At 70.3% G+C, this 26,721-nt stretch carries 21 protein-coding genes; 6 read left to right on the top strand and 15 right to left on the bottom strand.

Going from position 1 to position 26,721, the window contains the following annotated elements:
• Window positions 1–6 precede the first annotated feature (6 nt).
• Window positions 7–1,206 carry a CobW family GTP-binding protein gene (locus LHJ74_RS12050; protein WP_260217955.1) on the bottom strand — a complete coding sequence of 400 codons (1,200 nt, stop codon included), beginning with the start codon at window positions 1,204–1,206 and terminating at the stop codon, window positions 7–9.
• A 163-nt stretch (window positions 1,207–1,369) separates the two neighbouring features.
• Between LHJ74_RS12050 and LHJ74_RS12045 the strand changes: the two genes are divergently transcribed.
• Window positions 1,370–2,326 carry a ferredoxin family protein gene (locus LHJ74_RS12045; protein ID WP_260217954.1) on the top strand — a complete coding sequence of 319 codons (957 nt, stop codon included), beginning with the start codon at window positions 1,370–1,372 and terminating at the stop codon, window positions 2,324–2,326.
• A gap of 202 nt (window positions 2,327–2,528) precedes the next feature.
• On the opposite strand, the gene LHJ74_RS12040 is transcribed toward LHJ74_RS12045, so the two are convergent.
• Window positions 2,529–4,655: a DNA gyrase/topoisomerase IV subunit B gene (locus LHJ74_RS12040; protein ID WP_260217953.1), complete on the bottom strand. Its 2,127-nt coding sequence runs from the start codon at window positions 4,653–4,655 to the stop codon at window positions 2,529–2,531.
• A gap of 428 nt (window positions 4,656–5,083) precedes the next feature.
• Here LHJ74_RS12040 and LHJ74_RS12035 point away from each other — a divergent pair, with 428 nt between their 5' ends.
• Window positions 5,084–5,314 (top strand): DUF7455 domain-containing protein, encoded by a 231-nt coding sequence (locus LHJ74_RS12035; protein WP_260217952.1) that lies wholly within the window; start codon window positions 5,084–5,086, stop codon window positions 5,312–5,314.
• Window positions 5,315–5,484: 170 nt separating this feature from the next.
• On the opposite strand, the gene LHJ74_RS12030 is transcribed toward LHJ74_RS12035, so the two are convergent.
• The 9 genes from LHJ74_RS12030 to LHJ74_RS11990 all read right to left on the bottom strand — a co-directional run bounded on the left by LHJ74_RS12030 (window position 5,485) and on the right by LHJ74_RS11990 (window position 16,800).
• Entirely contained in the window at window positions 5,485–6,333 is an 849-nt protein-coding gene (locus tag LHJ74_RS12030; protein WP_260217951.1) for a S1 family peptidase, read from the bottom strand.
• 200 nt (window positions 6,334–6,533) lie between these two features.
• On the bottom strand, window positions 6,534–8,150 hold the full coding sequence (locus LHJ74_RS12025) for an RNA polymerase sigma factor (protein WP_260217950.1): 1,617 nt from the start codon (window positions 8,148–8,150) through the stop codon (window positions 6,534–6,536).
• A gap of 317 nt (window positions 8,151–8,467) precedes the next feature.
• On the bottom strand, window positions 8,468–9,451 hold the full coding sequence (locus LHJ74_RS12020; RefSeq protein ID WP_311203287.1) for a FadR/GntR family transcriptional regulator: 984 nt from the start codon (window positions 9,449–9,451) through the stop codon (window positions 8,468–8,470).
• An 81-nt stretch (window positions 9,452–9,532) separates the two neighbouring features.
• On the bottom strand, window positions 9,533–11,581 hold the full coding sequence (locus tag LHJ74_RS12015; RefSeq protein WP_260217948.1) for an ABC transporter ATP-binding protein: 2,049 nt from the start codon (window positions 11,579–11,581) through the stop codon (window positions 9,533–9,535).
• Between the two features lie 84 nt (window positions 11,582–11,665).
• The gene (locus LHJ74_RS12010) at window positions 11,666–12,421 is read right to left on the bottom strand and encodes an NUDIX hydrolase (protein ID WP_260217947.1); all 756 of its coding nucleotides are present in this window, start codon (window positions 12,419–12,421) and stop codon (window positions 11,666–11,668) included.
• 136 nt (window positions 12,422–12,557) lie between these two features.
• Entirely contained in the window at window positions 12,558–13,763 is a 1,206-nt protein-coding gene (locus LHJ74_RS12005) for a DUF4192 domain-containing protein (RefSeq protein WP_260217946.1), read from the bottom strand.
• An 89-nt stretch (window positions 13,764–13,852) separates the two neighbouring features.
• The gene (locus tag LHJ74_RS12000; protein WP_260217945.1) at window positions 13,853–15,742 is read right to left on the bottom strand and encodes an ABC transporter ATP-binding protein; all 1,890 of its coding nucleotides are present in this window, start codon (window positions 15,740–15,742) and stop codon (window positions 13,853–13,855) included.
• Window positions 15,700–16,203, bottom strand: a complete 504-nt coding sequence (locus LHJ74_RS11995) for a thioredoxin family protein (protein WP_260217944.1) — start codon at window positions 16,201–16,203, stop codon at window positions 15,700–15,702. The genes LHJ74_RS12000 and LHJ74_RS11995 overlap by 43 nt, the downstream gene beginning before the upstream one ends.
• Window positions 16,204–16,269: 66 nt before the next feature.
• A complete protein-coding gene (locus LHJ74_RS11990) occupies window positions 16,270–16,800 on the bottom strand; it encodes a MauE/DoxX family redox-associated membrane protein (RefSeq protein ID WP_260217943.1) in 531 nt (176 codons plus the stop codon).
• A 528-nt stretch (window positions 16,801–17,328) separates the two neighbouring features.
• On the opposite strand from LHJ74_RS11990, the gene lepB reads away from it, so the two are divergent.
• From lepB to LHJ74_RS11970, 3 genes are all read left to right on the top strand, one after another.
• Window positions 17,329–17,778: a signal peptidase I gene (lepB, locus tag LHJ74_RS11985; RefSeq protein ID WP_260217942.1), complete on the top strand. Its 450-nt coding sequence runs from the start codon at window positions 17,329–17,331 to the stop codon at window positions 17,776–17,778.
• Between the two features lie 468 nt (window positions 17,779–18,246).
• Window positions 18,247–19,800: an MFS transporter gene (locus LHJ74_RS11975; protein WP_260217941.1), complete on the top strand. Its 1,554-nt coding sequence runs from the start codon at window positions 18,247–18,249 to the stop codon at window positions 19,798–19,800.
• Window positions 19,801–19,805: 5 nt separating this feature from the next.
• Window positions 19,806–20,375, top strand: a complete 570-nt coding sequence (locus LHJ74_RS11970) for a TetR/AcrR family transcriptional regulator (RefSeq protein ID WP_260217940.1) — start codon at window positions 19,806–19,808, stop codon at window positions 20,373–20,375.
• A gap of 464 nt (window positions 20,376–20,839) precedes the next feature.
• Here LHJ74_RS11970 and LHJ74_RS11965 read toward each other — a convergent pair whose 3' ends face one another.
• Entirely contained in the window at window positions 20,840–22,999 is a 2,160-nt protein-coding gene (locus tag LHJ74_RS11965) for a RecQ family ATP-dependent DNA helicase (RefSeq protein WP_260217939.1), read from the bottom strand.
• A 299-nt stretch (window positions 23,000–23,298) separates the two neighbouring features.
• Here LHJ74_RS11965 and LHJ74_RS11960 point away from each other — a divergent pair, with 299 nt between their 5' ends.
• Complete coding sequence (locus LHJ74_RS11960; RefSeq protein WP_260217938.1) at window positions 23,299–23,997, top strand: hypothetical protein; 699 nt, start codon at window positions 23,299–23,301, stop codon at window positions 23,995–23,997.
• Window positions 23,998–24,000: 3 nt separating this feature from the next.
• Here the strand turns inward: LHJ74_RS11960 and LHJ74_RS11955 are convergent, their stop codons facing one another.
• From LHJ74_RS11955 to LHJ74_RS11945, 3 genes are all read right to left on the bottom strand, one after another.
• Window positions 24,001–24,582, bottom strand: a complete 582-nt coding sequence (locus tag LHJ74_RS11955; protein WP_260217937.1) for a hypothetical protein — start codon at window positions 24,580–24,582, stop codon at window positions 24,001–24,003.
• Between the two features lie 80 nt (window positions 24,583–24,662).
• Entirely contained in the window at window positions 24,663–25,340 is a 678-nt protein-coding gene (gene rnhB, locus LHJ74_RS11950) for a ribonuclease HII (RefSeq protein ID WP_260217936.1), read from the bottom strand.
• A gap of 165 nt (window positions 25,341–25,505) precedes the next feature.
• Window positions 25,506–26,567 carry an ADP-ribosylglycohydrolase family protein gene (locus LHJ74_RS11945; RefSeq protein WP_260217935.1) on the bottom strand — a complete coding sequence of 354 codons (1,062 nt, stop codon included), beginning with the start codon at window positions 26,565–26,567 and terminating at the stop codon, window positions 25,506–25,508.
• Between the last annotated feature and the right edge of the window lie 154 nt (window positions 26,568–26,721).

Below are 26,721 nucleotides of genomic sequence, written 5' to 3'. Positions count from 1 at the left end.
CCGGTGTCACCGTACGGAGAGCGGAGGCGCACCGGCGGCGACGCCGGTGGCCGTGGCTGCGTCGGGCGGCTCGACGCCCTCCGGGTCCGGGCCCGGTTCCGGCTGGTGTTCCTCCACGTAGCGCAGGACTCCCCACATGCCGTGCGGGTCCGTGCCGGCGGCGGGCGGGCACGCGCCGTCCGTATCCTCCGTACCGTCCGTGCTGGTGACGCAGGCGGTCAGTTCGCCGCGCAGCGCCTCCGGTTCGAATCCGGTCCCGATGAGCACCAGCTGTGTGCCGCGTGGTTCCTCCCGGCCCCAGCGCAGCGGCTGGAAGCGGAGGAAGCCGCCGACTGCGTGCACCGCGTACTTCCGGTCCGGATCGGCGGGACCGAAGTCGACAAAGCCTTTGATCCGGTAGAGACCGGCCGGCCGTGCGTCGAGGAAGCCCATCAGACGGCGGGGGTCCAGGGGCCGCTCCACCGTGAACGCGAGGCTGTCGTAGGCGGCGTGCAGGTGGTCGGCGTGTGCGCCGCTCACGTCGCGCCCACGGCCTCCGCCGCCTCCGTCGTCCTCGTCGTCGTGTGCCAGCTGGTCGAAGGAGAGCTGTTCCACGGCGGGCCGCTCACGCTGCGGCCGGTCGAAGAGCAGGCCGGGGTCGACACGGCCGTGCGTGGCCGTGACCACCGGCGTGCCCGGTGCGAGCTGCGACAGCGTGTCCACGATCGCTTCCAGGTCCGGCTCCGCCACCCGGTCGGCCTTGTTGAGCACCATGAGATCGGCGATGCGGATGTGGGTGTCGAGCCGCGGATGCCTGGCCCGCGTGGCCGTGAACTCCGCCGCGTCGATCACCTCGACGAGCCCGCCGTAGACGATGTGCGGGTTCTCGCTGGCGAGGATCATCCGGATCAGGGTTTCCGGCTCGGCAAGACCGCTGGCCTCCACGACTATGACGTCCATCTGGGCGGACGGCCGGGCCAGGACCTCCAGCACCTCGTCCAGGCCGCTGGTGTCGACCGCGCAGCACAGGCAGCCGTCGCCCAGCGAGACCATGGCGTCCGCCTGGCCCGCGAGCGTCATGGCGTCGATCTCGATGCTGCCGAAGTCGTTGACGACGGCGCCGATCCGGGTACCCCGGCTGCGGCGCAGCAGCTGGTTGAGCAGCGTGGTCTTGCCGGAGCCCAGAAAACCCGCGAGTACGACGACCGGAATCGGTGGCGTGGTCAAGATTCCTCCTGCGGCGGGCGGGGCGGCTGCCGATCGTAATCGACCCCGTCATGCCGAGGAGATCGGAGGGGCACGTCGTTCACGCGCTGCTCTGGACTGTTCACGCGTCAGCCTGTCCGGTGGACCCTCGAAGATCCGCCGGACAGGCTCTAGTCTCGGCCAGGTGAGTACCTGTGCGATCACTTCCGAGGCGATGGGTGAGCCGCTCGCGGCCACCGCCGCCACCGCCCGCACCTGGCTGCTGATCGAACAGCCGGGCCCCTGGGGTCCCAAGGCCCTTACCGGGAGTCACCTGGACCCGGAGCTGGGCAGCGCACTCGACCGCCTGGCGAGCCCGCACGGCACTCGCGTCGCCCTCATCCGCCGCCCCGGCCCGCACCCGGACCGGCACGGTCCGCTCCGGCGCCGCGTCTTCCTGGCGCACACCCTTCCCGGCCGCTCCTGGCTGCTCGGCGGCGTACTGACCGGCCCGCCCGAGGAGCAGCTGCGCGAGCTGGACTTCGCCGCGCTAGGGTCCGGCGACCTCGACGGGCTGCCGGACACCTGGCAGCCGCACGAGGGCGATCCGCTGGTCCTTGTCTGCACGAACGGCAGACGGGACCGCTGCTGCGCGCTGCTGGGCCGTCCGCTCGCCGCCGAGCTGGCAGCCTCCGGCACCGCGGACATCTGGGAGATCACCCATCTGGGCGGGCACCGGTTCGCGCCCACGCTGCTGGTACTGCCGTACGGCTACGCCTACGGGCGGATCGGCGCTCCCGCCGTCAAAGGAGTTCTGGAGGCACTGCGCGACGGGCGGGTGCTCACCGAAAGGTGCCGGGGGCGTTCGGCCTGGGACCGGCCAGGCCAGGCGGCCGACCTGGCCGTACGCGCACGGACCGGTGAGCAGCACGCGGACGCCCTGTCGGTCCTGGGGACCGAGGAGACCGGGGAGGGACGGTGGCAGGTGACCGTCGCACACGCCGACGGCAGCCGCTGGCGGGTGCGGATCGACGCGGCGTCCGCGCCGGCGCCCCACCCCGCGAGCTGCGGCGCGGCGCCGGGGACACCGGACCGGATGCGCGTGGTGCACATCGAACTCCTCGGCGACGAGGAGCGGGACGCGCGGGGAGCACCTGTGTGACGCGCAGGACGCCCCCCGGCAGGGCCAGGGGCCCTGCGCGGCCCCGCCGGCGGATGGCCGTGCCGGACGTGACGCCCAGGCCCGCAGGGAGGCGACAGTGGCCGCCGGGAGACGGCGATCCGGTCTCTTCGCCCTTTCAGGTGACGGAGTCACGGATGGTGACGACCATGTGGGCACGCCACGCCACCTTCCGTGACTGGCCTCAGACGTCGATCCGGGAGCGGTCCAGGGTCGAGGCCGAGCTGGTGATGAACTCCCTGCGCGGTGCGACCTCGTTCCCCATGAGCAGGCTGAACGCCTCCTCAGCGGCCTCCAGGTCACTGATGTTGATCCGCCGCAGCGTACGGTGCCGCGGATCCATCGTCGTCTCCGCCAGCTGGTCGGCGTCCATTTCGCCGAGACCTTTGTAGCGCTGGATCGAGTCCTTGTAGCGGGTCTTCTTCCGCTCCAGCTCCAGCAGTGTCTGGCGCAGCTCGCTGTCGGAGTAGGTGTAGACGTACTTGTCCTGGCCCTTGCGCGGATGGGTGAGTTCGATCCGGTGCAGAGGCGGCACCGCCGAGAAGACCCGGCCCTGCTCCACCATCGGCCGCATGTAGCGCTGGAAGAGAGTGAGCAGCAGGCAGCGGATGTGAGCGCCGTCGACGTCCGCGTCGGCCAGGAAGATCACCTTGCCGTAGCGGGCCTGGTCGATGTCGAAGGTCCGTCCGGACCCGGCTCCTATCACCTGGATGATCGAGCCGCACTCGGCGTTTTTGAGCATGTCGGAGACCGAGGACTTCTGGACGTTGAGGATCTTGCCCCGGATGGGCAGCAGTGCCTGGAACTCCGAATTCCGCGCCACCTTGGCGGTCCCCAGCGCCGAGTCGCCCTCGACGATGAAGAGCTCGGTGCGGTCCACCTCGTCGCTGCGGCAGTCGGCGAGCTTCGCGGGCAGTGCTGAGGACTCCAGCGCGGTCTTCCGCCGCTGCGCCTCCTTGTGCTGACGTGCCGCGATGCGCGTACGGGCGGCAGCCACGACCTTCTCCAGGACGGAGCGGGCCTGCTGCTTGGCGTCTCGCTTCGGGGAGGTCAGGAACGCCTTGAGCTCCTTGGCGACAACCTGCGAAACGATCCGGGAGGCGGCCGAGGTGCCCAGCACCTCCTTGGTCTGCCCTTCGAACTGCGGCTCGGCCAGCCGTACGGTGACGACCGCCGTCATGCCCTCCAGGGCGTCGTCCTTCGCGACGTCGTCCTCGGCGACGCGCAGCAGCTTGCTCGAGCGCAGCACCTCGTTGACCGTCCTGGTCACGGACCGCTCGAAGCCGGAGACGTGAGTACCCCCCTTGGGGGTGGCGATGATGTTGACGAAGGACCGCAGCGTCGTGTCGTAGCCGACGCCCCAGCGCAGCGCGATGTCGACGGTCAGCTCGCGCTGCACCTCCGTGGGGATCATGTGGCCGCGGTCGTCCAGGACCGGGACCGTCTCCTTGAACATGCCCATGCCCTGGAGCCGCTGCACGTCACAGACGGCCCGGTCCTGCGCCAGATACTCGCAGAACTCGCTGATGCCGCCGTCGTAGCGGAAGACCTCCTCGGTGACCGCCTGTCCCTCCAGGCCACGCTCGTCCCGTACCTTCAGGGTCAGCCCCGGCACGAGGAACGCGGTCTGGCGGGCACGGGAGTACAGGTGGTCCAGCGAGAGCCGGGCGTCCTTGAGGAAGATCTGCCGGTCAGCCCAGTAGCGCACCCGGGTGCCGATCCGGTTCTTGGGGATCTTCTTGTCCTTGCGCAGCCCGGTGGACGGGTCGAAGGGGGCGTCCGGTCCCGACTCGGTGAAGATGCCGGGGACGCCGCGCCGGAAGCTGATCGCGTGGGTACGGCCGTATCGGTCGACCTCGACGTCGAGGCGGGCGGAGAGCGCGTTGACGACGGATGCGCCGACTCCGTGCAGGCCGCCGGAGGCCGCGTACGAGCCACCGCCGAACTTCCCTCCGGCGTGCAGCTTGGTCATCACGACCTCGATGCCCGACATGCCGGTCTTGGGTTCGACGTCGACGGGGATGCCCCGCCCGTTGTCCCGGACCTCGACCGAGCCGTCCTCGTGGAGGATGACCTCGATCCAGTCGCAGTGACCGCCGAGAGCCTCGTCGACGGAATTGTCGATAATTTCCCACAGGCAGTGCATCAGACCACGACTGTCCGTCGAGCCGATGTACATCCCTGGGCGCTTGCGCACCGCCTCGAGGCCCTCGAGAACGAGCAGATGCCGCGCTGTGTAATTGGAGCCACCGTCCCGGTCCGCCCCGGACAACAGGGCGGTCGAAGACGGCACGGACGTCTCGGCGGTCACGCGGTTCGCTCCTCGCTGAATTCTGATGGTGGTGGCTGTGCTGCCGGTCAGAGGGTACCGAGGCCCAGTACAGCAGGTGTGCGGGGCGCTCATAATAACGCAGATTCGTATACTCGTTCGATAAAACATCCAGGTGACACACACATCACGTTCCCTTTGAGGCATGAACCATTTAGGCTCCGGGCACGTCCTCATGAACGGACCGGCCAGCTGGTCCGGGGACTGAACTGGACGACAACCGACAGACAACGTGAACACCCGGCAACCGACGTAATACGGCTCATTCGCCGCCACCGGCAGCATTCCGGCCGCCTCTCGGCGTTCTCCCAGAGTGAAATCCTCCAGGAGAAGCCAAGAGCGGGAACGTTTTCGGCCTGGTTGGATGTTGACCCTGGTACGACAGCTCGTCGAGCTAGAGAAGAGGCGACGTGACTACTGTTCTGACACCCGCGACCCCGCTGACGGCCGCTGACCGCTGCGACCGCTGCAACGCCCAGGCCTACCTGCGCGTCGTGCTGCTCAGCGGCGGAGAGCTGCTGTTCTGCGCCCACCACGGCCGCAAGTTCGAGCCAGAACTCAAGAAGATCGCCGCAGAGATACAGGACGAGACGGAGAAGCTGACCGTGACTCCTGCGGTCTCGGGCGAAGACGACCGATGACCGTCTGCGCTGACGTCTGACCTGACGCAGCACGTCCCATCCGACGAGCTCGGACCGGCCCAGGGCCGGACGCGGCGGGCGGTTCACCCGGCACCACCGGGTGAACCGCCCGTTGCCACGCCCAGGGACCGCACTCCGGGCTCCACCGGCGGGGGCCCCAAAAGGGCGGCCTAGGAATCCTCCCGGCCACCCGTCTTTGACGCCGCGGCCCGAATCAGGGCCAGTACGCCGGACACACGCGTATAGACGCCGGGGCGTCCGGCCTCACCGCAACCCGTACCCCACGACACCAGCCCCACCAAGCGGCCCCGCGCGACCAGCGGGCCGCCGCTGTCACCCTGGCACGCGTCCCGCCCTCCCCCGGTCACACCCGCGCAGAGCATGGTGTCGGCCTGGAAGGTGCCGTCCGCGTTCCCCGGATAGGCTCGCTCACAGAGCCGGTCGGCCAGAACGTCCACCCGGGCCGCCCGCAGCCGGGAGGCGTAGCTGCCATCCCCCCGCGTATCCCCCCAGCCGTAGACCGCCGCGTCGGTGCCCGCCTCATAGGCACTGTCGCCCTCCGTCGCCATCTTGACGACATGGCTCTTCGGCAGCGCTTCGGCCAGTTTCAGGACGGCGACGTCGCCCGCCTTGGTGGCATTGTCGTAGTCCGGATTCACCCAGGTGCCGTCGATCTTCGCTTCCCGGCCCCTCGTACCGGTGAGGTCGCTACGCCCGGAGATGACGCGCAGATCGCGTACCTTGCCGCGTTCCACACCCAGCACGGCACGGCTGAGGCAGTGCGCCGCCGTGACGACCGTGCGGGGGCCGACCAGGGCTCCGCCGCAGAACTGGCCGCCGCGCTCCTCACCGAAGCGGTCTCTGCTGGCCAGTGCCACGACCCAGGGGTGCTCGGCTGCGTCCACCGGATGGCCGCCGACGACCACTCCGTCCTTCCCCGGGGCGGCCGGAGCGGTCACCAGCACACTGAGCAGCAGCGGTATCAGGCATATGAGGGGGCGACGGGGACGCGAGCGCATGCGGCCTCCTGACGGAAGGGGCACCTGACAACCCAGGGTCGGTCCCGTCGGCACACTCCGCATCCGGAGTAACCGGAGTAACCGGAGTAACCGGAAGACGCCGGCACCGGAAGATGCCGACACCCGGAACACGCGGAAGGCCGGTGCCCGTGGGCACCGGCCTTCCGGTCAGTCTTGCGCGCAGCCTCGCCACGGCCCCCTTAGTCGAGGTAGTCGCGAAGGACCTGCGAGCGGGACGGATGACGCAGCTTCGACATCGTCTTGGACTCGATCTGACGGATCCGCTCACGGGTCACGCCATAGACCTTGCCGATCTCGTCCAGCGTCTTGGGCTGCCCGTCCGTGAGGCCGAAGCGCATCGAGACCACGCCCGCCTCGCGCTCGCTGAGAGTGTCGAGCACCGAGTGCAGCTGCTCCTGGAGCAGCGTGAAGCTCACGGCGTCCGCCGGGACGACGGCTTCGGAGTCCTCGATGAGGTCACCGAACTCACTGTCGCCGTCCTCACCCAGGGGGGTGTGCAGCGAGATCGGCTCACGGCCGTACTTCTGCACCTCGACGACCTTCTCGGGGGTCATGTCGAGTTCCTTGGCCAGCTCCTCCGGGGTGGGCTCGCGGCCCAGATCCTGGAGCATCTGACGCTGGACACGGGCGAGCTTGTTGATGACCTCGACCATGTGCACCGGGATGCGGATGGTGCGGGCCTGGTCGGCCATGGCACGCGTGATCGCCTGCCGGATCCACCACGTCGCGTAGGTCGAGAACTTGTAGCCCTTGGTGTAGTCGAACTTCTCGACAGCACGGATCAGACCGAGGTTGCCCTCCTGGATCAGATCCAGGAAGAGCATCCCGCGGCCGGTGTACCGCTTGGCAAGGGAGACCACGAGACGGAGGTTCGCCTCCAGGAGGTGGTTCTTGGCCCGGCGGCCGTCCTCCGCGATGATCTCCAGCTCACGCTTGAGCTTGGGTGCGAGCTTGTCGGCGGCGGACAGCTTGTCCTCGCCGAACAGACCGGCCTCGATCCGCTTGGCGAGCTCCACCTCCTGCTCGGCGTTGAGCAGCGGGACCTTGCCGATCTGCTTGAGGTAGTCCTTGACCGGGTCGGCTGTGGCTCCCGCCGCGGCCACCTGCTGCGCAGGCGCGTCGTCCTCGTCGTCGTCGGAGAGGACGAAGCCCTCGTTCTCGTTCTTCGTCTCCGCGGCGGGGCCGTCCTGAGCGCCGGGCTTGCCGCTCTTCCCGGGCTCCTCCGCCGCCTCCTCGCCGCCCTCGAGCAGCTCGTCGACGACGGACTTCTTGGCAGCGGTCTTCTTCGCGGGAGCGGCCTTCTTCGCGGCCGTCTTCTTGGCAGCGGTCTTCTTCACGGGAGCGGCCTTCTTCGCCACCGGCTTCTTGACGGACTCCGTCCCAGCCGTGACCTCTGCCGCAGCGGGGGTCTCCCCCACGCCGTTGGCCCCCCCGGTCGGCACCGGCTGGGACCGGGCGCCGCCTTCGGCGGGGTTCTTGGGGGTGGCGGCCTTGGCAGTCGTCACCGTCTTGGTGGCGGTGCGCTTGGCCGGAGTCTTCGCTGCGACGCTCTTACGGGTGCGCTTCGGCGCCTCTGCGGCACTCACCATCAGCGTCACACCCTCCTCGTCGAGGATCTGGTTGAGGCTGCGCAGAACGTTCTTCCACTGGGTTGGCGGAATCTGGTCAGCCTCGAAGGCCCGACGCACGTCATCGCCGGCGATCTGGCCCTCAGCCTTTCCCCGCTCGATGAGCGCCATCACGGATTCGGACTCGGCGATCTCCGCAGGGAGCGTACGGGATGTGCTGGCCGACACGAACAACCTCTCGGAACGATGGAAATGGCGGACCGTCGATGGAGATGAACCGACGGCGCGGGCTAGGCCAGGAAGTCATACAGCGTCCACAACGGCTTCTGTATTCCTTCCACTGCTGTCACCTCTTGAGTCATCGCACTGCGCCGCGAAGCGTTACGCGCTACCAGCGTGGCCCGAGTCACACCGCGTATCCAATCAAACACTTCAAGAACAGGACAAGGTGGACTGCTCACTCCTCTCGCCACTCACCCCTCGCGCGTCAGCGCCGCCGAGTTCCGGCGGCGCTGACGCGCGAGGGACGAACACCGACACGTCGGTCAGTGCTCGCGCGGAGCGGGCACCACATGCTCCGCGCTCCCCTGTCCGCTCGCCTGACCGGCAGGTGCCGATTCCGGGTGCCCCGAGAGCAGTTGGCGCATGGCGCCCTCGGCGGCGGAGGAGTCTCCCGCGGCCAGCGCCTCGACGATCTGCTGATGGTGAGCCACCGCGGCCTCACTGGGCCGCACGCACCCCACCGCCGGACCGCCGGAGACCTGGAGTGCCGAGGAGACGATGCCGGAGAGGTGCTCGAGCATCCGGTTGCCCGCGGTCTGCAGCAGCAGACCGTGGAATTCGGCGTCGGCCCGCGAGAAGGTCAGGGCGTCACCCTGACCCAGGGCCTGGCCCATGATGTCGACCATCTCCGCGAGGCGCTGCTGCACCTCGTCCCGGCCGCGCCCGGCGGCGAGGCCGGCGGCCAGCGGCTCGATCGTCCAGCGCAGCTCGCACAGTTCGCGCCGCTGGTCCTCTCGCTGGGGGCCGAAGGCCCGCCACTCGATGATGTCCGGGTCGAGGAGGTTCCAGTCGCTGACGGGGCGGACGCGGGTGCCCACATTGGGCCGGGCACTGACCAGCCCCTTCGCCTCCAGCACCCGGAGGGATTCACGGACGACGGTGCGGGAGACCTCGAACCGCTGGCCGATCTCCTCCGGCACCAGCGGGCGGTCGGCACCCAGGTCGCCGGAGACGATCATCTGGCCAAGCTGCTGGACGAGTTGGCCGTGCAGCCCGCGGCCCCGGCTGCCGGCGGCTCGCCGGCCAACTCGGCCCATATCGGCCTCCGGACCCTCCCAGGAGGGGATGCTGCTGGTCGTGCGTGCCGTGCCGGAGGACTCGGCGTACGCGTAGCGGTCCAGCTCACCCGGGCTGACGAGTCCGGTGTCGGCGGGGCGAGCCGCGGTCATCGTGGTGTGCGCAAGGGTAGTCACGAAACCTTTGTCGGCGGGCCTCCGGACCGCCTTGAGGGCTTTGGTGAAAAGCACACGAAAGGGTGATCGCTGCCTTCCGCACAATTGACGCCTTATCGGAAAGAACGAGGCTTTACGCCCGGTACGACCGCAGGCTCACGGCGGACTCTGCGAAGCTGTGTTCGAGCCTCCCCCCGCTGCCGCCGGCGGCAGCAGCCGACGACGCCACCGGCCGCGCAGGAGCAGCAGGACATAGCCGCATCCGAGCACGGCCGCCGACAGCACCACGGCCATGCCCGCGGGCTGGGACAGCAACCTGAGGGCCACGGCCGGCCAGCCCTCGCCTTCCGACCTCCAGGAGACGAGGAAGACCGACTCCAGTCGGGCGGGCAGTCCGTCGAACGAACGCCTGACCGAACCTGCGAGCAGCTCCCGTACGACCGGGGTGACCAGCGCCGGAACCGCGATTGCGCCCGCCAGGCCGGCGGCTGTCGACCGGGTGATCGCCGCGGCCAGCAGGCCCGCCCAGGCGCACCCGACGGTCAGGGCCAGCACCGGCAGCGCCAGCGCGGGCAGAGCCGGGGCCTCCGGAGGAAGCATGAGCACATCGCTGCCGAAGAGCAGACTGAGCACGACCGCGTTGAGTGCGCCGGTGACCAGGCACAGCGTGACGGAGGTGCAGGCGGCGACGGACAGCTTGGCGACGAGCAGGCCGATTCGGCGGGGGACGGGGGTCTGAGCCGGGGCGAGGGCCGGGTAGCGGCACTCCTGTCCGAAGGCGAGGGCTCCGAGCACGCCGGCCGCGAGCGCGGCCGGCGTCAGCGGGAAGGACGAGACGGCCGCGGGAAGGCCGGTGAGCAGCGGTGGCGGGCGGCCCGGATCGTACGACTCGGCTCCGGCCGCCGCCAGCCCGACGGCCGGAAGGAGGGCGGCCAGCAGGGCGACGGCCAGGACGTACCAGGTGACGCTGATGCCAAGGAAGCGGTGGAGCTCGTAGCGCAGGGGCGCGGCGGGGCCGGGACGAGGGACGGCGGAGAATCGGGGCGGACCGGTCACCGCGTGGGCGCGGAGGGCGTCAGCCTCGGCAGTGCCGCCGGCTGGGGCGTCAGCGGGGGTGTCGCCCGGCCCGGCACCACCGGGGCGGTCGTCCGCGTCGCCCGGGCCCGCTGGATGGGATGACTTCACCGGGCGGACCGGCTCGGCTGGACCGTCCCCGCTCTCGGCGGGGCGGACGGCAGCCGTCCGGGCATCGGCCCGGCGGCCGTCGGCACGGGCCAGCGGGGTCCTCGGCGCACTGGCCGCCGCGACCGCCTCGCCCGTCTCGGCTGCCAGCTGGTGCACCAGGATGCCGTGGCGGTACGCCGCCTCCCCGACGGCCGCACAGCTGCTGCCGTAGACGCGGAGCCTGCTTCCTCCCTCCCACACGATCTCCAGCGGCCCTTCGGCGCCGGCCGCCGGCCCGGAGCCGGCCGTGAGGCCGGCCTCCCCCCGGAGCAGCGTGGCCAGCCGCCCGGCGTGCGGGGAGGTGACCACAACCCGGGGACGGAGCCGGGTGCGGGCGAAATCTGCGGCCTCCTGGTCGGCCTGGAGCCGGCCGCCGTCGATGGTGACGACCCGGTCGGCCGTCCGCCCCGCCTCTCTGGGGTCGCGCAGGGTGATGAGCACCGCTCCGCCCTGCTCCGCGTACTCGCGCAGCAGCCCGTGCAGCCAGCTCCCCTCCCTGGGGGACAGCCCGCGCGCGGGCTCGTCCAGAACGAGCGTGTGCGGATCCCCCAGGAGTGCGGCCGCCATCCCCAGCCGACGGTCCATCCCCAGCGAGAAGGAGCCGAGCCGCTGGTGGGCGAGCCCGCTGAGCCCGACCACGTCGAGCAGGTCGTCGGCCCGCTCGGCGGGGACCCCGGCCACCGCGGCCAGCATCCGCAGGTGCCCGGACGCGGTCCGCCCGGGGTGCCCCGGCACATCTCCGAGGAGGACGCCGATCTCGCGGACCGGATTGGGGATGCGCTTGAGCGGGCGCCCCCGGAAGAGCGCGACTCCACGGCCGCGTTCGAGCTGGAGAAGAAGCCGCAGGGCGGTTGTCTTGCCGGAGCTGTCTGCCCCGAGGAGCGCCGTCACCTGCCCGGGGCGAGCCTCGAAGGTGAGGTCGTCGACGACCGGCCCGCATCGGCGCCGGGGCACGCTGGTGAGTCCGATGGCCTGGATCATCGCTGCTCTTGCTGGACGCGTGGGGAACGCACCCGAGCAAGATAGCGCGATATGTCCGTTTTTCCGTGCAGGAGTGGAGGCCTGTCAGACTTCCGGACGCAGCATGGGCGGATTGAGCAGCGTCGCACCGCCGGCCCTGAACAACTGGGCTGGCCTCCCGCCCTGCCGGGTCGTCGTCCCACCGGTCGGCACCAGGAAGCCGGGCGTGCCGGTCACCTTGCGGTGAAAATTGCGCGGGTCCAGCACGACGCCCCACACCGCTTCATAGACGCGCCGCAGCTCTCCGACGGTGAACTCCGACGGGCAGAACGCGGTGGCGAGCGAGGAGTACTCGATCTTGGACCGGGCCCGCTCCACTCCGTCCGAGAGAATCCTGTCGTGGTCGAACGCCAGTGGGATCGGTTGCTCTTCCTCACGCCCCGTCCCGCCCGGCCCGGCGATGAGGGTGTCCACGGGCGCCCATCGGGCGCTGTGCGCGTCACCGCCGGGTGTGGGCGAGGGCAGATCCGGGGCCAGGACGAGGTGTGCGACGCTGACCACCCGCATCCGCGGGTCGCGCTGCGGGTCGCCATAGGTGGCGAGCTGTTCGAGATGCGCCTCGGCGGCGCTGCTGCCCGGGTCATGGGCACGCAGACCCGTCTCCTCGTTGAGCTCACGGGCCGCAGCCGCCGTGAGGTCCTCCTCGGCCCGCACGAACCCGCCCGGCAATGCCCATCGACCCTGATAAGGCGGCTCACCGCGGCGCACCGCCAGGGCGCAGAGCTCATGCCTGCGCACCGTGAGCACGACCAGGTCGACGGTGACGGCGAATGGCGGGAAGGCCGCCGGGTCATAGGGCATGGCGCGATCATAGTCGTCTCACTGACGATAAACAGTCCACTTCGACGACCCGCGCGGCACAAGCGCCGCGAAGGGCTACGCAGACGCTCCAGCAGCCAGAAGATCACCCAGCAGACACGCGCGACGATCAGGCCGGTCATGACGTGGTCCGGCGTGCGACACCCGGACGACCGCCACGCCGCTTCCGGCGCCGGGTGGCACGCTCCTCCCGCATGCAGCGCCGCAGCGGCTCGGGATCGAGCCCTTCGTTGCAGGCACGGTGCAGCAGCTGCGCGAAGACATAGTCCGGATCGGTGTCCAGGGCACGGCCGAAGGCCACGCGTGCCGAGGGTTCGTCGCCACTGGACCACGCGACCCAGCCGGCCAGAGTGAGCGGCGCGACGGAGTGCTCCGCGTACGTCCCCACGCAACGGCGGGAGAGCGCACGCCACAGCCGCAGGGCGGGAGCCGCCTCGCGGCCCTCCATCCACTCGGCGGCCCGGTCCCGGGTGCCCCGATCCTGGAGTCCGAGGATCAGGATCGCCGCCTCGTCGTGCGACAGCAGGGCGTCGTCCCGCGCGTCCGCCTCGGCCACGACGTCGGTTCCGTCAGCCCGCGCCGCCCCGCGGAACCGGTCGATCAGGCGACGCGCCAGCCGGACGGTCTCACCCGACACCGCGTCGCGGTCGTGGCTGCTGAGCATCCGCGGGACCAGGGCGGCGGCCGCCTTGTCCAGTGCTCGCTCCTGCGGTGAGGAGAGCCCGCAGGCGAGGGGTGCCACCCTGGCTTCCATCTCCTTCAGCGACCCCTGCACATGGATTCCGGCGAAGGTGGCCGCCGCGGCCATCGCCGATGTGCCGGGGAGGGCGAGCGGCGTGCCCTCGGCCGGACAACAGCTCGTCTCCGGGCAGCAGTAGGACCAGTAGCGCCCGCCGGAGAGACACAACGCCTCGAAGACCGGCATCTCCAGCTCGCCGCAGGCGGTCCGCATGCGCTGGGCCAGCGGGCGCAGTCGCTCCATCACCGCCCTTCCCGATCCGCCCGCGGGTGGATCCTGGCAGAGGAAGACCAGGGCACCGTCAGGGGCGCCGCCGCGGGCAAGGGAACCGCTCTGCAGGCAGGCGGCTAGCTGGGAGGCGACGGGCGCCCACTCGTCGGGCGTCGCCGGAATGCCCATCCGGAGCCGACCGCCGAACCGCCCACGCTCACCGTGCAGGGCGACGACCACGATCGAGTCGGTGGGATGGAAGCCGAGGAGATAGGGCAGTGCGTCCGCGAGCTCCGAGGGGCCGCGCAGAGCGACCTGAGCCGCGCCGCCGGAGAGGGAGGGATCAGGAGTGTGTCCGCCGGTGTGCTGTGTCATGGCTCGACAGTGCCGGGAGACAGGGGGCGATGCGTCCCGTTATCCACAGATCCATCACTTACATCAGCTCGTCTGACTGTTTATGCCGGTCAGCTCTCCACGGCCTCCGGCAGGTATCCCGCGGCCTGGACCGTGAACAGCTGGGCGTAGGCGCCCTCGGCCGCCATCAGCTCGTCATGTGTGCCTTGTTCGGTGATCCGGCCCTCGTCCAGCACAACGATCACATCGGCCTCGCGCACGGCGCTGAGCCGATGGGACACCAGCAGGCTGGTGGCGCCGGTGCGGTGCGCGCGCAGTCTCGCGTGCACCTCGTACTCGGCCTGTGCGTCCAGGCCCGCGCTCGGCTCGTCCAGGATCAGCAGATCCCTTCCCTGCCGCAGCAGAGCGCGGGCCAGTGCCAGGCGCTGCCACTGCCCGCCCGACAGCACCATGCCCGCCTCGGGATCCTCCTCCTCCCCTCCGTCATCGGCGAAGAAGATCCGGCTGAGCAAGGTGTCATAGCCGCGTGGCAGCGCCGCCACCACCTCGTGGGCCCCTGCGAGTCCGGACGCCCGCCGTATCTGCTCCCCGTCCTCCATCAGGTCCAGGGCGCCCACACCGATGTTCTCGCGCGCCGTCAGGTCGTAGCACATGAAGTCCTGGAACAGCACGCCCATCCTGCGTCGCAGCTCCTCCGGAGCGATGTCCCGCAGGTCCCTGCCGTCCCAGTGGACCGAGCCCCGCACCGGGTCGTAGAAGCGGCACAGCAGCTTGATCAGCGTGCTCTTCCCGGCCCCGTTGAGACCGACCAGCGCGAGCGACGTGCCGAACGGGATGAACAGGTCCACCCCGCGCAGCACCCACCGTTGCTGCGTGTCATAGCGGAACCACACATCACGCAGCTCCACCCCGTGCCTCAGCGCCGGGAGATGGCGTGCCCCGCCCGCGACAAGCTCGCGCGGCGGGGCGAGATCGTCAGGGAGTCCGGTCACCGCCTCGTGGAAGGAGAACATCAGCAGCGACTGGTGCGCCTGTGCCAGGCTCACCACCAGCCCCACGAGTGCGGTCTGGACCCCGGCGACCGCCGCCGCGAAGGCCGTCACATCGCCCGGCGTGAGCCGGCCCGCCATCGCCGCGTCCACGGCCCACACCAGACCGCCGCCGGCCACCAAGGCGGACAGCCCGGCGAGAGAGCTCTGGACGGCCGCATCCTTGCGGTCCACACGACGCTCTGCGTCTTGGACGGTGCCGAGTTCTCCCAGCATCCGGGCCTTGAGAAAGGTGCCGAGCCCGAACAGACGCACCTCCTTCGCCGCCCGCTCCTCGGTCAGCAGCGCCGAATAGAACAGTTCCTTGCGCATCGCCATGGAGGTCGCCGCCAGCATCCCCACACGCCGGCGCGACAGCGCGAGCTGCCCGAGCAGGACCGGCACCGCGGCGACGACGACGAGGCCCGCCATCACGGGGCTGAGGAACACCAGCGTGATCAGCAGGCTGACCACCGCGACGGCGTTGCGGCCGGTCTCCGCCATTCCGCCGGTCACAGGCATCATGGAGCCGCCGGACGCCTCGGTCGCCATCCGCAGCCGGTCCAGGTGGCGCGGGTCCTCGAAGCGGGACAGGCCATGGAACCCGTTGACGGCGGTGTGCAGCCGGTCCTGCAGAAACCGGTCCATCCTCCGGCCGAGCTCGCCGCGCAGATACTCCGCGAGGTGCGGCACCACCCCGGTGAAGAAGCCCAGCGCCGCGAGTCCGGCCGCGTAGAGCAGCGCCTGACCGCCGCCGCTCACGAGGTCGTCGACCACCAGCTTGGTCAGCAAGGCTGCGCTGACCGGAATGAGCCCCGCAAGCACGGCGAGCGGCAGATGGCCGATCCACACCAGAGGGGCGGCCTTCCAGCAGTAGCCCCAGATGGTGGTGAGGAGCCCCAGAAGGCGCCTGCCGCCCGGCCCGTCCTTCACGAGGTCGTCGCCACGGCCGCCGGCTCGAATCCCGCCCACACGATGAGCCCGTCCCCGTCGACCTCGAGAAAGGTCGGGAACACCTGGATGTCCACCGCCTTGGCCAGCTCCTCGCTCCGTACCCCCACCGTCACCGCCGGTACGCCGTCCAGCAGCCCGACCAGTTCCTCCGGCGTGTCACCGACCACGACCGCCGAAGCCCCACGGGTGGCGGCCGACGCGACGAACGCGGGGGCCTGTTCATGGCAGGCGTCACAGCCGACGGAGAAGAATCCCACCGGTCTGGGGGCGTCGCCAGGAGACGCCGCATGCGCGAGCTCGGGTACCTGACGGCCCACCAGCACGGACGGATCGTAGCCGCCCGACAGGGCGCCGCCCTCGGCGATCCGCTCGAACCGAGCCTCGTGTTCGCGGAGCCTGCGCAGCACTGCCAGGAGGAGCATCAGCTGAAAGATGCTCAGCGCCCCGACGAGGACCAACGCGGCTATGAGGAAGATCATCACAGTCTCCAGTAAGCGGTCCGGCCACTGCGGGCGACCGCGTCGGAGCGCCGGAGGTCCCGGCGCTCAGCGAGCCATGGGGGCCAGCGCCAGCAGGTCGTCCATCCGTACCACCAGCACAGCGCCGACAGCGGCGGTGACAGATGCGAGCACCACGCCACCCGGGTGCGAAGACCCGCCTGCTGACGCGTAGTCGGCCGCCAGGCCCAGCACCGCGACCACCGCCAACGCCGCGTTGCGGATCACATGCGGCAGGCCGAGCGGTGTGCTGCCGCCGGCGCCGAAGCACCGGCACGGCACCTGACGCCCGCGGCCTCGTGCGCTCAGGATCCCGGCGATGAAGGTCCCCAGCAGGGCCATCGCCACCACGAACCCCGCTTCCACGGTCGCGGGCACGGCAAGCAGCAGCACCGTGACCGCCTCGGCCGCGACAGTGGCCGAGGCGGCTGCTCCGGACAGCCGCCGGGGGAAGAGCCGCAGCGCGCTGAGCGCGGCGACGAAGTCATCGAACGAACGGCGCGGCCAGGACTTGCCGAGGACCGCGGCGACGAAGACGAGAGCCAGCAGGAGACGGGCCGTGAGCCCGATGTAGTACACCTCGGTCCCTACCTTGCATTCGCACGCCTTGCCGCCGGTCCTGCGCCGCGCGGGCAGCGGAGGACCGGCGGACCGAACGCGTCAGCGGAGGAAGCTCCACCGACGCACCCCTGGGTGATTCGTTAGCATTCACCCGTGCGACGGCAGCCGCTGCAGGCGCCACCGTCGTAGGGGCACAGGCGCGCGTAGTAGAACGGCCCGGAGCAGTAGCAGAACTTATAGAAACCCACTTCCGCCTTGGCGGAAGTACTGGGCACCACACGCTCAAGTGCGCGGTCACCAAGCCTTCTCAGCGTCTTCTTCATGGCATTCCCTTTCCGGGTCAACAGTCATTCCGCTTGCTGCGGATCAGGACTGTACAGCGATCCGTGCAGCAGCTCCAGAGGATGGACTCGAGATCTTTTATGACGTTGCTTTGGCAATCCCCACGGCAGTTCCGCAGGCTAAAAAGGATTGACACGCAGCCATGGCACGCAGGATCCTGATCCATCTCGGGAGGGACTGGAGCGGGGGCCGTCGGCGATGGGCATGAGGCTGTTGATCACCGCGCCGGCCGCGTGTCTGCTTGCCACGGGCCTCGCGGCCGGATACCTGCGCAGGACCTTTGTCGTCGTGGCCGTCCAGGGCAGCAGCATGGCGCCCACTCTGCAAGACGGGGAACGGGTCGTCGTGCGCCGCCGCCTCCTCACTCAGCTGCGCCGCGGCGACGTCGTCGTACTCCGGCCGCCGGATCCTTCCGGGGTACCGGCCGGCGACCCCCCTACGACGGGGTGGAACATCAAGCGTGTCGCCGCCCTGCCCGGTGATCCCGTCCCGGAGGAGTCCACCGGCGCCCTTCCCGGCACCCACGTGCCGCCGGGGTCCCTCGTGGTACTGGGCGACAATTCCCACAGCATTGATTCCCGCCATCGCGGCTTCTTCTCCGGGGAGCGGGTGCTCGGGAAGGCGGTTCGCAGGCTTGGCGGCGCGGCGCTGTGAGCCGGACCTCAGCCGGCCCTGTGCGAGTCGATGGTCACGCTGGGCGAGTCAGAGGTGGCGCAGACAGGTGCGGCGGGCTCTCGCGAGCAGCGCAGGCACAAGTCTGAGTGATCATCGAGTTGCGACGCTCCGTGAGTCGCCTATCCGGCGACTGTCTCCCTGCCAGCCCGCCGCAGTCTCCCGGCATCCGGTGACGTTCAGGCTGGCATGCGGACTCGAGGGCCGGTCCTGGATGCCCATCTCGCCGTAGCGGCGCCACCGGTCGACCCACTTTCGACGCGCACGCCCCTGAGATCCCCATCTCCGCTGCGACATGGGCGATCGCCGAGTCCTGCTTTTCGTCACCAGCCGCCGCCTCCCCTCCACGCCGAGGGGCGCGTTCCCGTGAGTCACAGCTCCGGTTCCTTCACGTATTATATTGAACGATGGTACAACTAGTACGTAGGTTCAACTAGTTCGGAGGGTGAGATGGAGGCGCAACCGTCGTCACGTGCGGGGTGGCGGGAGTGGACCGGCTTCGCGGTTTTGGCATTGCCGACCGCGCTGTTGGGGCTCGATGTAACGGCGCTGTATCTCGTCGTTCCGAGCCTGGCCGCGGACCTGCAGCCAACCGCAACGGAGACGTTGTGGATCATGGACGCCTACGGATTCCTCATCGCGGGGTTCCTGATCACCATGGGAATGCTGGGCGACCGGATCGGGCGCCGGCGCCTGCTGATGATCGGCACGGCCGCATTCGGCGCGGCCTCGATTCTTGCAGCGTTCGCCCCCAGCGCCCTCTGGCTGATCATGGCGCGGGCCCTGCTGGGAGTGGCCGGAGCGACGCTGATGCCGTCCACATTGTCCCTGATCAGCAACATGTTCACCGACGCCCGGCAGCGGGCGTCGGCGATCGGTGCATGGGCCACGATGTTCGCGCTCGGAATGGCGGCCGGACCGGTCGTAGGCGGTGTCCTGGTTGCCAGCTTCTGGTGGGGTGCAGTCTTCCTGATCGCGGTACCCGTCAGCGTGTTCGTGCTGGCTGCTGCACCAAAGCTGCTGCCGGAGTTTCGGACCGATGCCGGTCGGCTCGACCCGTTGAGCGTCGGCCTGTCTCTGACGGCGATGCTTCCGACCATCTATGCGATCAAGCATGTCGCCGCACATGGCCTCGACGTCCAGGCGTTGGCCGCCGTCCTTCTCGGTGGCGGCTCGACGGTCGCGTTTGTCCGTCGCCAACTGCGCTTGAAAGAGCCGCTGCTGGACATCAGGCTCTTCGCCGACCGGGCCTTCTCCGCCGCCCTGACGGTCTTGCTGATCGGCCTGGTCGGTTTCGGCGGAATGATGTTCCTGATCACACAGCACCTGCAGCTCGTCGAGGGTCTCTCGCCCATGGCAGCCGGCCTGTGGATGGGGCCGCCGGCACTGGCCATGCTGATCGGGGGCATCGGTGCGCCCCTGATCGCCACTCGCGTCCCGCCGGGGGGCGTTATGGCCTCCGCCCTCGCACTGTCCCTCATCGGATACGCCTTCCTCGCCTTCGCCGGGACCGACAGCAAGCTGAGCGTGGTCACCGGATTCGCTTTCCTCTATCTCGGCCTCGGAGTCATCGCCGCGCTGGGAACCGACATCGTCGTAGGCGCGGCACCGTCGGAGAGATCCGGGTCAGCCGCCGCGCTGTCGGAGACCGTGCAAGAGCTCGGGATCGCGGCCGGGGTCGCGCTCCTGGGAAGCCTCACTACGGCGATCTACCGGACGGCGGTCGAGGCTCGGCCCGGACTGCCCCAGTCCGTGGCCGAGCCGTACAGCGACAGCCTCTCCGGCGCAACGTCGGTGGCGGACCAGTTGCCGGCCGGGGCTCTCCGAAGCGCGCAGGACGCGTTCACCAGCGGACTCAACACCGCCGCGATCGCCGCGGGTATCGCAATCGCTGGAGCCTCAGTCGCTTGCTTCAGGACACTGCGCCACATCCGCCCGATCGGCGACGCCAACCGTGAGGCGGAGCCGGTAGCCTCGACCCGCGTGAGCGGCGACGATTGGTGAGGACAATGGCGGATGAGCAGGACACGGTCGATGGGCGCAAACTGCGCGGTCAACGCCGCCGAGCTCAGATCATCGAGGCAACGCTCGCGATCGTCCGCCGCGACGGTGCCGTCGGCGTGACCCACCGGACCGTCGCCAAAGAAGCGGGAATCACCACCAGCCTGACGCTCTACTACTTCGCCACACTCGACGACCTGCTGGTCGCCGCCTTGACCAGCGTCACCGACACGTACACCCGCCGCATCCGCCAACTCATCGATACCGCGGACGACCCTCTCGACGGGCTCGCCCGGCTCATCGCTGAATCTGCGGGACCAGGGCGCGAGCGCGCACTCGCCGAACGTGAGCTGTCGACCCTGGCGGCTCGCCGCCCCGCCCTACGCCCCGCAGCGCGAGGCTGGCGCGAAAGCGTCGCGGAACTCGCCCGAACACAGACGGACGACCCTGATGCCGTTGAAGCCTTCGTCGCACTTTGCGACGGACTGTGTGCAGCAATCCTCCTCGACGACCACGATGCCGACCCAGACCGCATCCGGGCAGTCCTCGGCAAGGCGCTGCCAGGGGCTGTCCCATGATCCCTGGCGGGCGCACGACGACAGCTACGGCACCTCACTGCGTTGCCGGAACGCCCGGACACGCCCAGTATGAGGACGCCCCTCCGCCTTGCGAAGCACCGCATCTGACGCCGCGCGCTGATCCACCAGGGACTACGGGACAGCCCTCAGGAACCAACCCATAGCCTCCGGTAGTCACGCCCGTCCGCCACCCAGCCCCGCAAGGACGTCTGTGGCTGAGCGGACTGTGCAGCGCATTCTGAACCTCCGACTACTGAGCGGCCCGTCCTCGCATGGGGCACGCAGGGCGGGATACACACGGCGGTGGCTGGCCTCAGTGCCCGCACGCCGATCCATTCGCCGGAGCGGCCGAACTCGTGAGGCGATCAGCCACAGGTCTGCCCGCTGCGCAGAAGGCAGACAGGGGCAGAACCCTGCACACCCTTCCTGACCAACCCATACGGCGAGAAGACCAGCTGGAAACACTACCCAGCCGTGGCAAGGACAAGCGGCAGCACCTCGGCTGCGCCAGCCTGGCGCAGCAGGCGTGCACCCACCGCGAGGGTCCAGCCGGAGTCGGTGAAGTCGTCGACGAGAAGGACCGGGCCGGGGGTGTCGCCCAGGGCGGCGGCGAGTTCGTTGGGCACGGCGAACGTATTGGCCAGGGCGCGCAGCCGCTGGGCGGAGTTACTACGGTGCGCCGCGTACTCGTCGGCGTGCGGAGTGTAGGCCAGGCTGCCCAGCAGCGGGAGCCTGCCCACACGGGCCACTCCCTCGGCCAGGGAGGCGACCAGCCGGGGGCGGGTGCGTGAGGGCATGGCGACGATCCCCACAGGCCGCGCCACCGCGTCAGGGGCGTCGCTGGCCCAGCCTCCCGGCGAGCGGGCCCAGTCGGTCAGCACCGTCACGACAGCAGCCAGCACATCGTCCGGGACCGGCCCATCCGCCGCCTGCGCCACCAGGAGGGGACGCAGGCGGTTGCCCCAGCCGATGTCCGACAGTCTGCCCAACGCGCGCCCGGTGACCGCCTGCTGACCCACGGGGATACGGCCCTTCAGGTCCATGCCGACCGCGGCGAGCCCGGTCGGCCACATCTTGCGGGGCTCGACCTCCACCCCCGGACGGTCCAGCTCGCCTGCCGCCGCCGCAAGGGCTGCGGGAGACACGGCCGCCTCCACCCAGGGCCGGGCGCAGTTGTCGCAGCGGCCGCACGGGACCGCCTTCTCGTCGTCCAGCTGCCGCTGCAAGAACTCCATCCGACACCCCGTGGTCGCCACGTAGTCCCGCATGGCCTGCTGCTCCGCCGCCCGCTGCTTCGCGACCCAGGCGTACCGCTGCGCGTCGTACACCCACGGCTGACCTGTCGCAGTCCAGCCGCCCTTCACACGCTTCACCGCCCCGTCCACGTCCAGGACCTTCAGCATCGTCTCCAGGCGCGAGCGCCGAAGATCGACCAACGGCTCCAGAGCCGGCAGCGACAGCGGACGGCCCGCCTGCTCCAAGGCGTCCAGGGTGCGCCGCACCTGTTCCTCCGGCGGGAAACCCACCGAAGCGAAGTAGGCCCAGATCGCCTCGTCCTCCTTGCCCGGGAGCAACAGCACATCCGCATGGTCCACACCACGCCCCGCACGCCCGACCTGCTGGTAGTAGGCAATCGGAGACGAAGGCGCCCCCAGGTGCACCACGAAACCCAGGTCCGGCTTGTCGAAGCCCATTCCGAGCGCCGAGGTCGCCACCAGCGCCTTCACCCGGTTCGCGAGGAGGTCTTCCTCCGCCTGCAGCCGCTCGGCGTTCTCCGTTTTCCCCGTGTAGGAGGCCACCGGATAACCGCGCTGCCGTAGGAACGCCGCTACCTCCTCCGCCGCGGCCACCGTCAGCGTGTAGATGATCCCCGAACCCGGCAGATCCCCCAGCTGCTCCCCCAGCCACGCCAGCCGATGCGCCGCATTGGGCAACTCCAGCACTCCCAGCCGGAGGCTCTCCCGGTCCAGCGGCCCCCGCAGCACCAGCGCGTCCCCGCTCCCCGTGCCCAACTGCTCCGCCACGTCCGCGGTCACCCGCGCGTTCGCAGTCGCCGTCGTCGCCAGCACCGGCACACCTGCCGGCAACTCCGCAAGCATCGTGCGCAGCCGACGGTAGTCAGGCCGGAAATCATGACCCCAGTCGGAGATGCAGTGCGCCTCATCGACCACCAGCAGACCAGTCGTCGCCGCGAGCTTCGGCAGCACCTGATCACGAAAATCCACGGAATTGAGACGTTCCGGGCTCACCAGGAGAACGTCGGTCTCGCCGCGCTCCACCTCCCCGTAAATCGTTTCCCACTCCTCCGGATTAGCCGAGTTGATGGTGCGCGCCTGGATCCCCGCCCGCGCCGCCGACTCCACCTGGTTACGCATCAGCGCCAGCAACGGCGAGATAATCACCGTCGGGCCAGCCCCACGCCGACGCAACAGAGCAGTAGCCACGAAATACACCGCCGACTTTCCCCACCCGGTGCGCTGCACCACCAGCGCACGACGGCGCTCCTCCACCAGAGCCGCCACCGCCTGCCACTGGTCCTCCCGCAACCCCGCCGAACCCCCCGGGGTACCCACCAGCTCAGCGAGAACGGCATCGGCTTCAGTGCGCAGCTCCAGGGTGTCCATCCCCCCATGCAACCCGACGGCACTGACATTCAACGAATCCACCCACCGTGGCAGAAGGCTTACGAAGAGTGGATCCGCCACCACGAATCGAGGGCAGCCGGGGCCGGCCTGCTCGTGGTGGACGAGCGAGGCATGCTGCGTCCCCTCGCGGGTCGCGGCCAGGCTGCTGAACTCGGCGGGCGCAGCAGGGGTGCTGCCGCTGGTTCTCGCTGTCCAGGGTTGATGTCTCCGGCTGGCGCATTGCCGCGGCGCGATGCGGCAGCGAGAATTGAAACGGTTCGACGGACGAAGGGAGGACCGTGAGCTTCGGCTTCACCCCGCCGCCCACCACCGACTCCGCCTCCCGGCTCGGCCGGACTCTCGAGCCCTCCGAATGGGCTGCCGCGGGCATCCCCCTGCTCCGCAGCCCACGCGATGTGGTGACCGGCCTCTGCGAGCGTCATCGGCCACGGCCGTCCACCGTCGTACTGGCCGTCATCGGCCCGGACGAACGGCTGGCCGCGAGCGCTTCGTTCACCCAGCAGGCGGGGCACCCCGACGGCTGGCAGTACCGCAATGCCCTGCTCGACCGGCTGCGCCGGGTGATCCCGCACGATCTGCGCCGCCGCACCCCGGCCCGTACGGCCGTGCTGCTCTTCTGCCGGGACGGCGAGCCGCGCTGGACGGAGGTGGACGGCGCCTGGATGTGGGGGCTGCGGGACGCCTGCACGTTGCATGGCCTGCGCTGCGGCGCGTACATCACGCTGACGCGCTCCGGCTGGCAGGTGCTGGGTGAGGGGCGCGGCGGCCGGCAGCCGCACGCCGGTCCCGCCCCCGATGCCGAACCGGGCGCTCCGGGTCGGAGCACTGCCCCGGACTCGGGCGTGGGTGCGAGCGGCGAGGGTACCGGTGCCTACGGGGCACCGCCGCCCGCATACCCTGCCGTGCCGAAGCAGGCAACGCCTGCCGTGCACCCCCTCGGCGGAACGCCGGAGGAGCTACGGCAGGCCGCCGGCTGAGGCTCAGAGCAGAGCGCTCAGCCGCTCCGGATCACCACATACGATCAGTTGCTCATCGGCCCGCTCCAGTGCCCTGGGAAGTGCCTCGGCCGCCTCGCCGTCCGTGCCGCCGTTGACGGCGAGGAGTACGACTGGGCGGTTGCCGACACGCTCGGCAGCGGAGGCGCGAGCACAGAAGACATCCTCGCCTTCCGTCAGTTGACGCCAGTAGGAGTCCTCACCGAAGGAGAGCTCGTGCTGCGCCCAGGGGTGCTCCTCACCGGTGGTCAGGAGCAGGATCTCGCCTGGGGCCCGTCCCTCCTCCAGGAGCTTGTCGACCGTCTCGTCGGCGGCTTCCAGCGCCGTCGCGTCCGCCGCAGCCACCAGTTCGATCCGGGCGGCGGGCCCGGTACTGGCCGTGCCGTCGGTGCGGGCCGGGCCGGGCCGTTCACGTCCCGCGCCCGGCGGGGCCGGACGGGGAGCGGGGCGGGGGCCGGGCACGGGTGGTGCGGGGCGGGCGGCCTGCGGATTCCGGGCGGTTCCCGCTGCGGTGCGGGGTGCCGGGACACTCTCGTGAATCTGTGGCTCCTCGGGGGTGAGAGGCATACGGGTTGTCTATCAAACGCCAGTTCGGCGTTCACCAGCGGGTGGGCTGGACTGGCAGCCGGGCTCGGTTTCGGACGTGATCAGAACAGGCCCATCTGGTCCACGGGTTCGTCGCGTACCCGCTTGAGGTGCTGCCAGCGCGGCAGGAGGTCCAGGTAGGACCACGACAACCGGTGGTACGGGGTCGGACCGTACTCCTCCAGCGCGGCGCGGTGCACGGGCGAGGGGTATCCCGCGTTGCTGTCGAAGGCGAACTCGGCGTGCTCGGCGCCGATTTCCGCCATCATCGCGTCCCTGCGCACCTTGGCCAGCACGGAGGCCGCAGCGACCGCGACGCAGGACATGTCTCCCTTGATGACCGTGCGGACCCGCCAGGGGCCGCCGAGGTAGTTGTGCTTGCCGTCGAGGATGACCGCGTCCGGCCGAACCGGCAGGGCCTCCAGCGCACGCAGCGCCGCCCGTCGCAGCGCGGCGGTCATGCCCAGTGCGTCGATCTCCTCGGAGGAGGAGTGCCCCAGGGAGTGAGCGGTGACCCAGCCGTCCAGTTGTCCGGCCAGCTCCGCGCGCCGCTTGGCGGTGATGAGCTTGGAGTCCGTGAGCCCCTCGGGCGGGCGACGCAACCCGGTGACGGCAGCACAGACCGTCACCGGCCCGGCCCACGCGCCGCGGCCGACCTCATCGACTCCTGCGATCACCCGAGCCCCGGTAGTGGCACGGAGCGACCGCTCGACGCGGTGTGTGGGCGGTTCATAGGGCATGGCACTTCACAGCGTATCCGCTGCTCCGGGCGGCGGGTAGGCCGGACCCCGGACCGGGCCGACAGTGCCCGGGAGGGGTACGACTCGATGCGCGGCGCCCGCGTTCGTGTCAGCCGTTTCCACCTGATGCAGCCGTTTCCACCTGATGCAGCCGGTTCAGCCGGTTCAGCCCGCCGTGCCGGGGCCGGACCCCGCCGACGCCTGCTCCGGCACCCACTCCGGCAGCGGCTCGGTGCGGTCCGCCCAGGCGGCGGGCGGCGCACCGGACGGCCTCGACGCCACGATGCCGCCGACGATGGCGCAGGTCGTGTCGACGTCCCCGCCTGCCTGCGCTGTCGTCCAGATCGCCTGCTCGTAGTCGTCGAGATGCCGGGCGGCGGCCCAGAGGGTGAACGGCACCGTGTCATGGGCACTGGTCTGGCGGCCGCTGCCCAGCACTGCCGCGACGGTGGCCACGTCGTCGTAGTCGAGCATGTCCGCCGCCCGGCGCAGCCCCGCCTCCACGGCGCTGCGGGGCACCATGTCGATGAGCCTTGCCAGCATCTCCGCCCCGGTCTCCACGCTCGGGACGGTCCCGGCGCCCGGGCCGGCCGGATCACCGGCCACGAGGGCCGCCGCGCCGGCCACGGCAATCGCACCGGCGACCGCTTCCCGATGCTGATGGGTGACGAACGCCGACCGCTCGGCCTGCTCCACCGCGTGGGCGGGATCGTCCGCGAACCAGGCACCGAGGGGGGCGATCCGCATGGCCGCACCGTTTCCCCAGGACCCCTGCCCCTCGAAGAGCGACGCGGCCAATTCCCGCCAGTCGGCGCCCTCCTGCCGGATGAGCCGCAGCATCCGGTTGACCGCCGGCCCGTATCCCCGGTCGAAGTCGTGGTGCCGCGCGAAGGCGGCGGCCAGAGCGTCCTGGTCGATCTCTCCGTGTGCGGCCAGCACGGCCACCACCGAGCAGGCCATCTCGGTGTCGTCGGTCCACTGCCAGGGGGCGGGCGGCAGCTCACGGCGGCGGAGGGCGCCGAGATGCGCGGGGACGAAGAACTGCGAACCCAGCCCGTCGCCGACCGCCAGGCCCCGCAGGCTTCCCAGAGCGCGGGCAGCCCGTCCACGTGCGGTTTCCTGTCCGGCCGGCGCGCCCTCTCCGGGACCGCCCTGTCCTCGGCCGTCGCGGTTACCGGTGGTGCTGTCGGCGGTGCTGTCGGCGGGGTTATGGGGATCGGCATTCATGACGCTGAACTGTAACGGGAGCCGCCCCCTTAATCCGCGTGTACGCGGCGCTCAGGGCCTGTCCCGGCGGCCCTTGAGGCCCAGCCTGCGGCATCCGGTGCCGCGGATCGCAAGACGGAGAATCGTCCTCGTGCTGGGCGCAGACCCTAAGGGC

Origin of the sequence: Streptomyces gossypii, assembly GCF_025165795.1 — a bacterium.
Lineage (GTDB): Bacteria > Actinomycetota > Actinomycetes > Streptomycetales > Streptomycetaceae > Streptomyces > Streptomyces gossypii.
The sequence above is the reverse complement of the archived record's forward strand: the minus strand, read 5'-3'. Positions and strand labels throughout refer to the sequence as shown.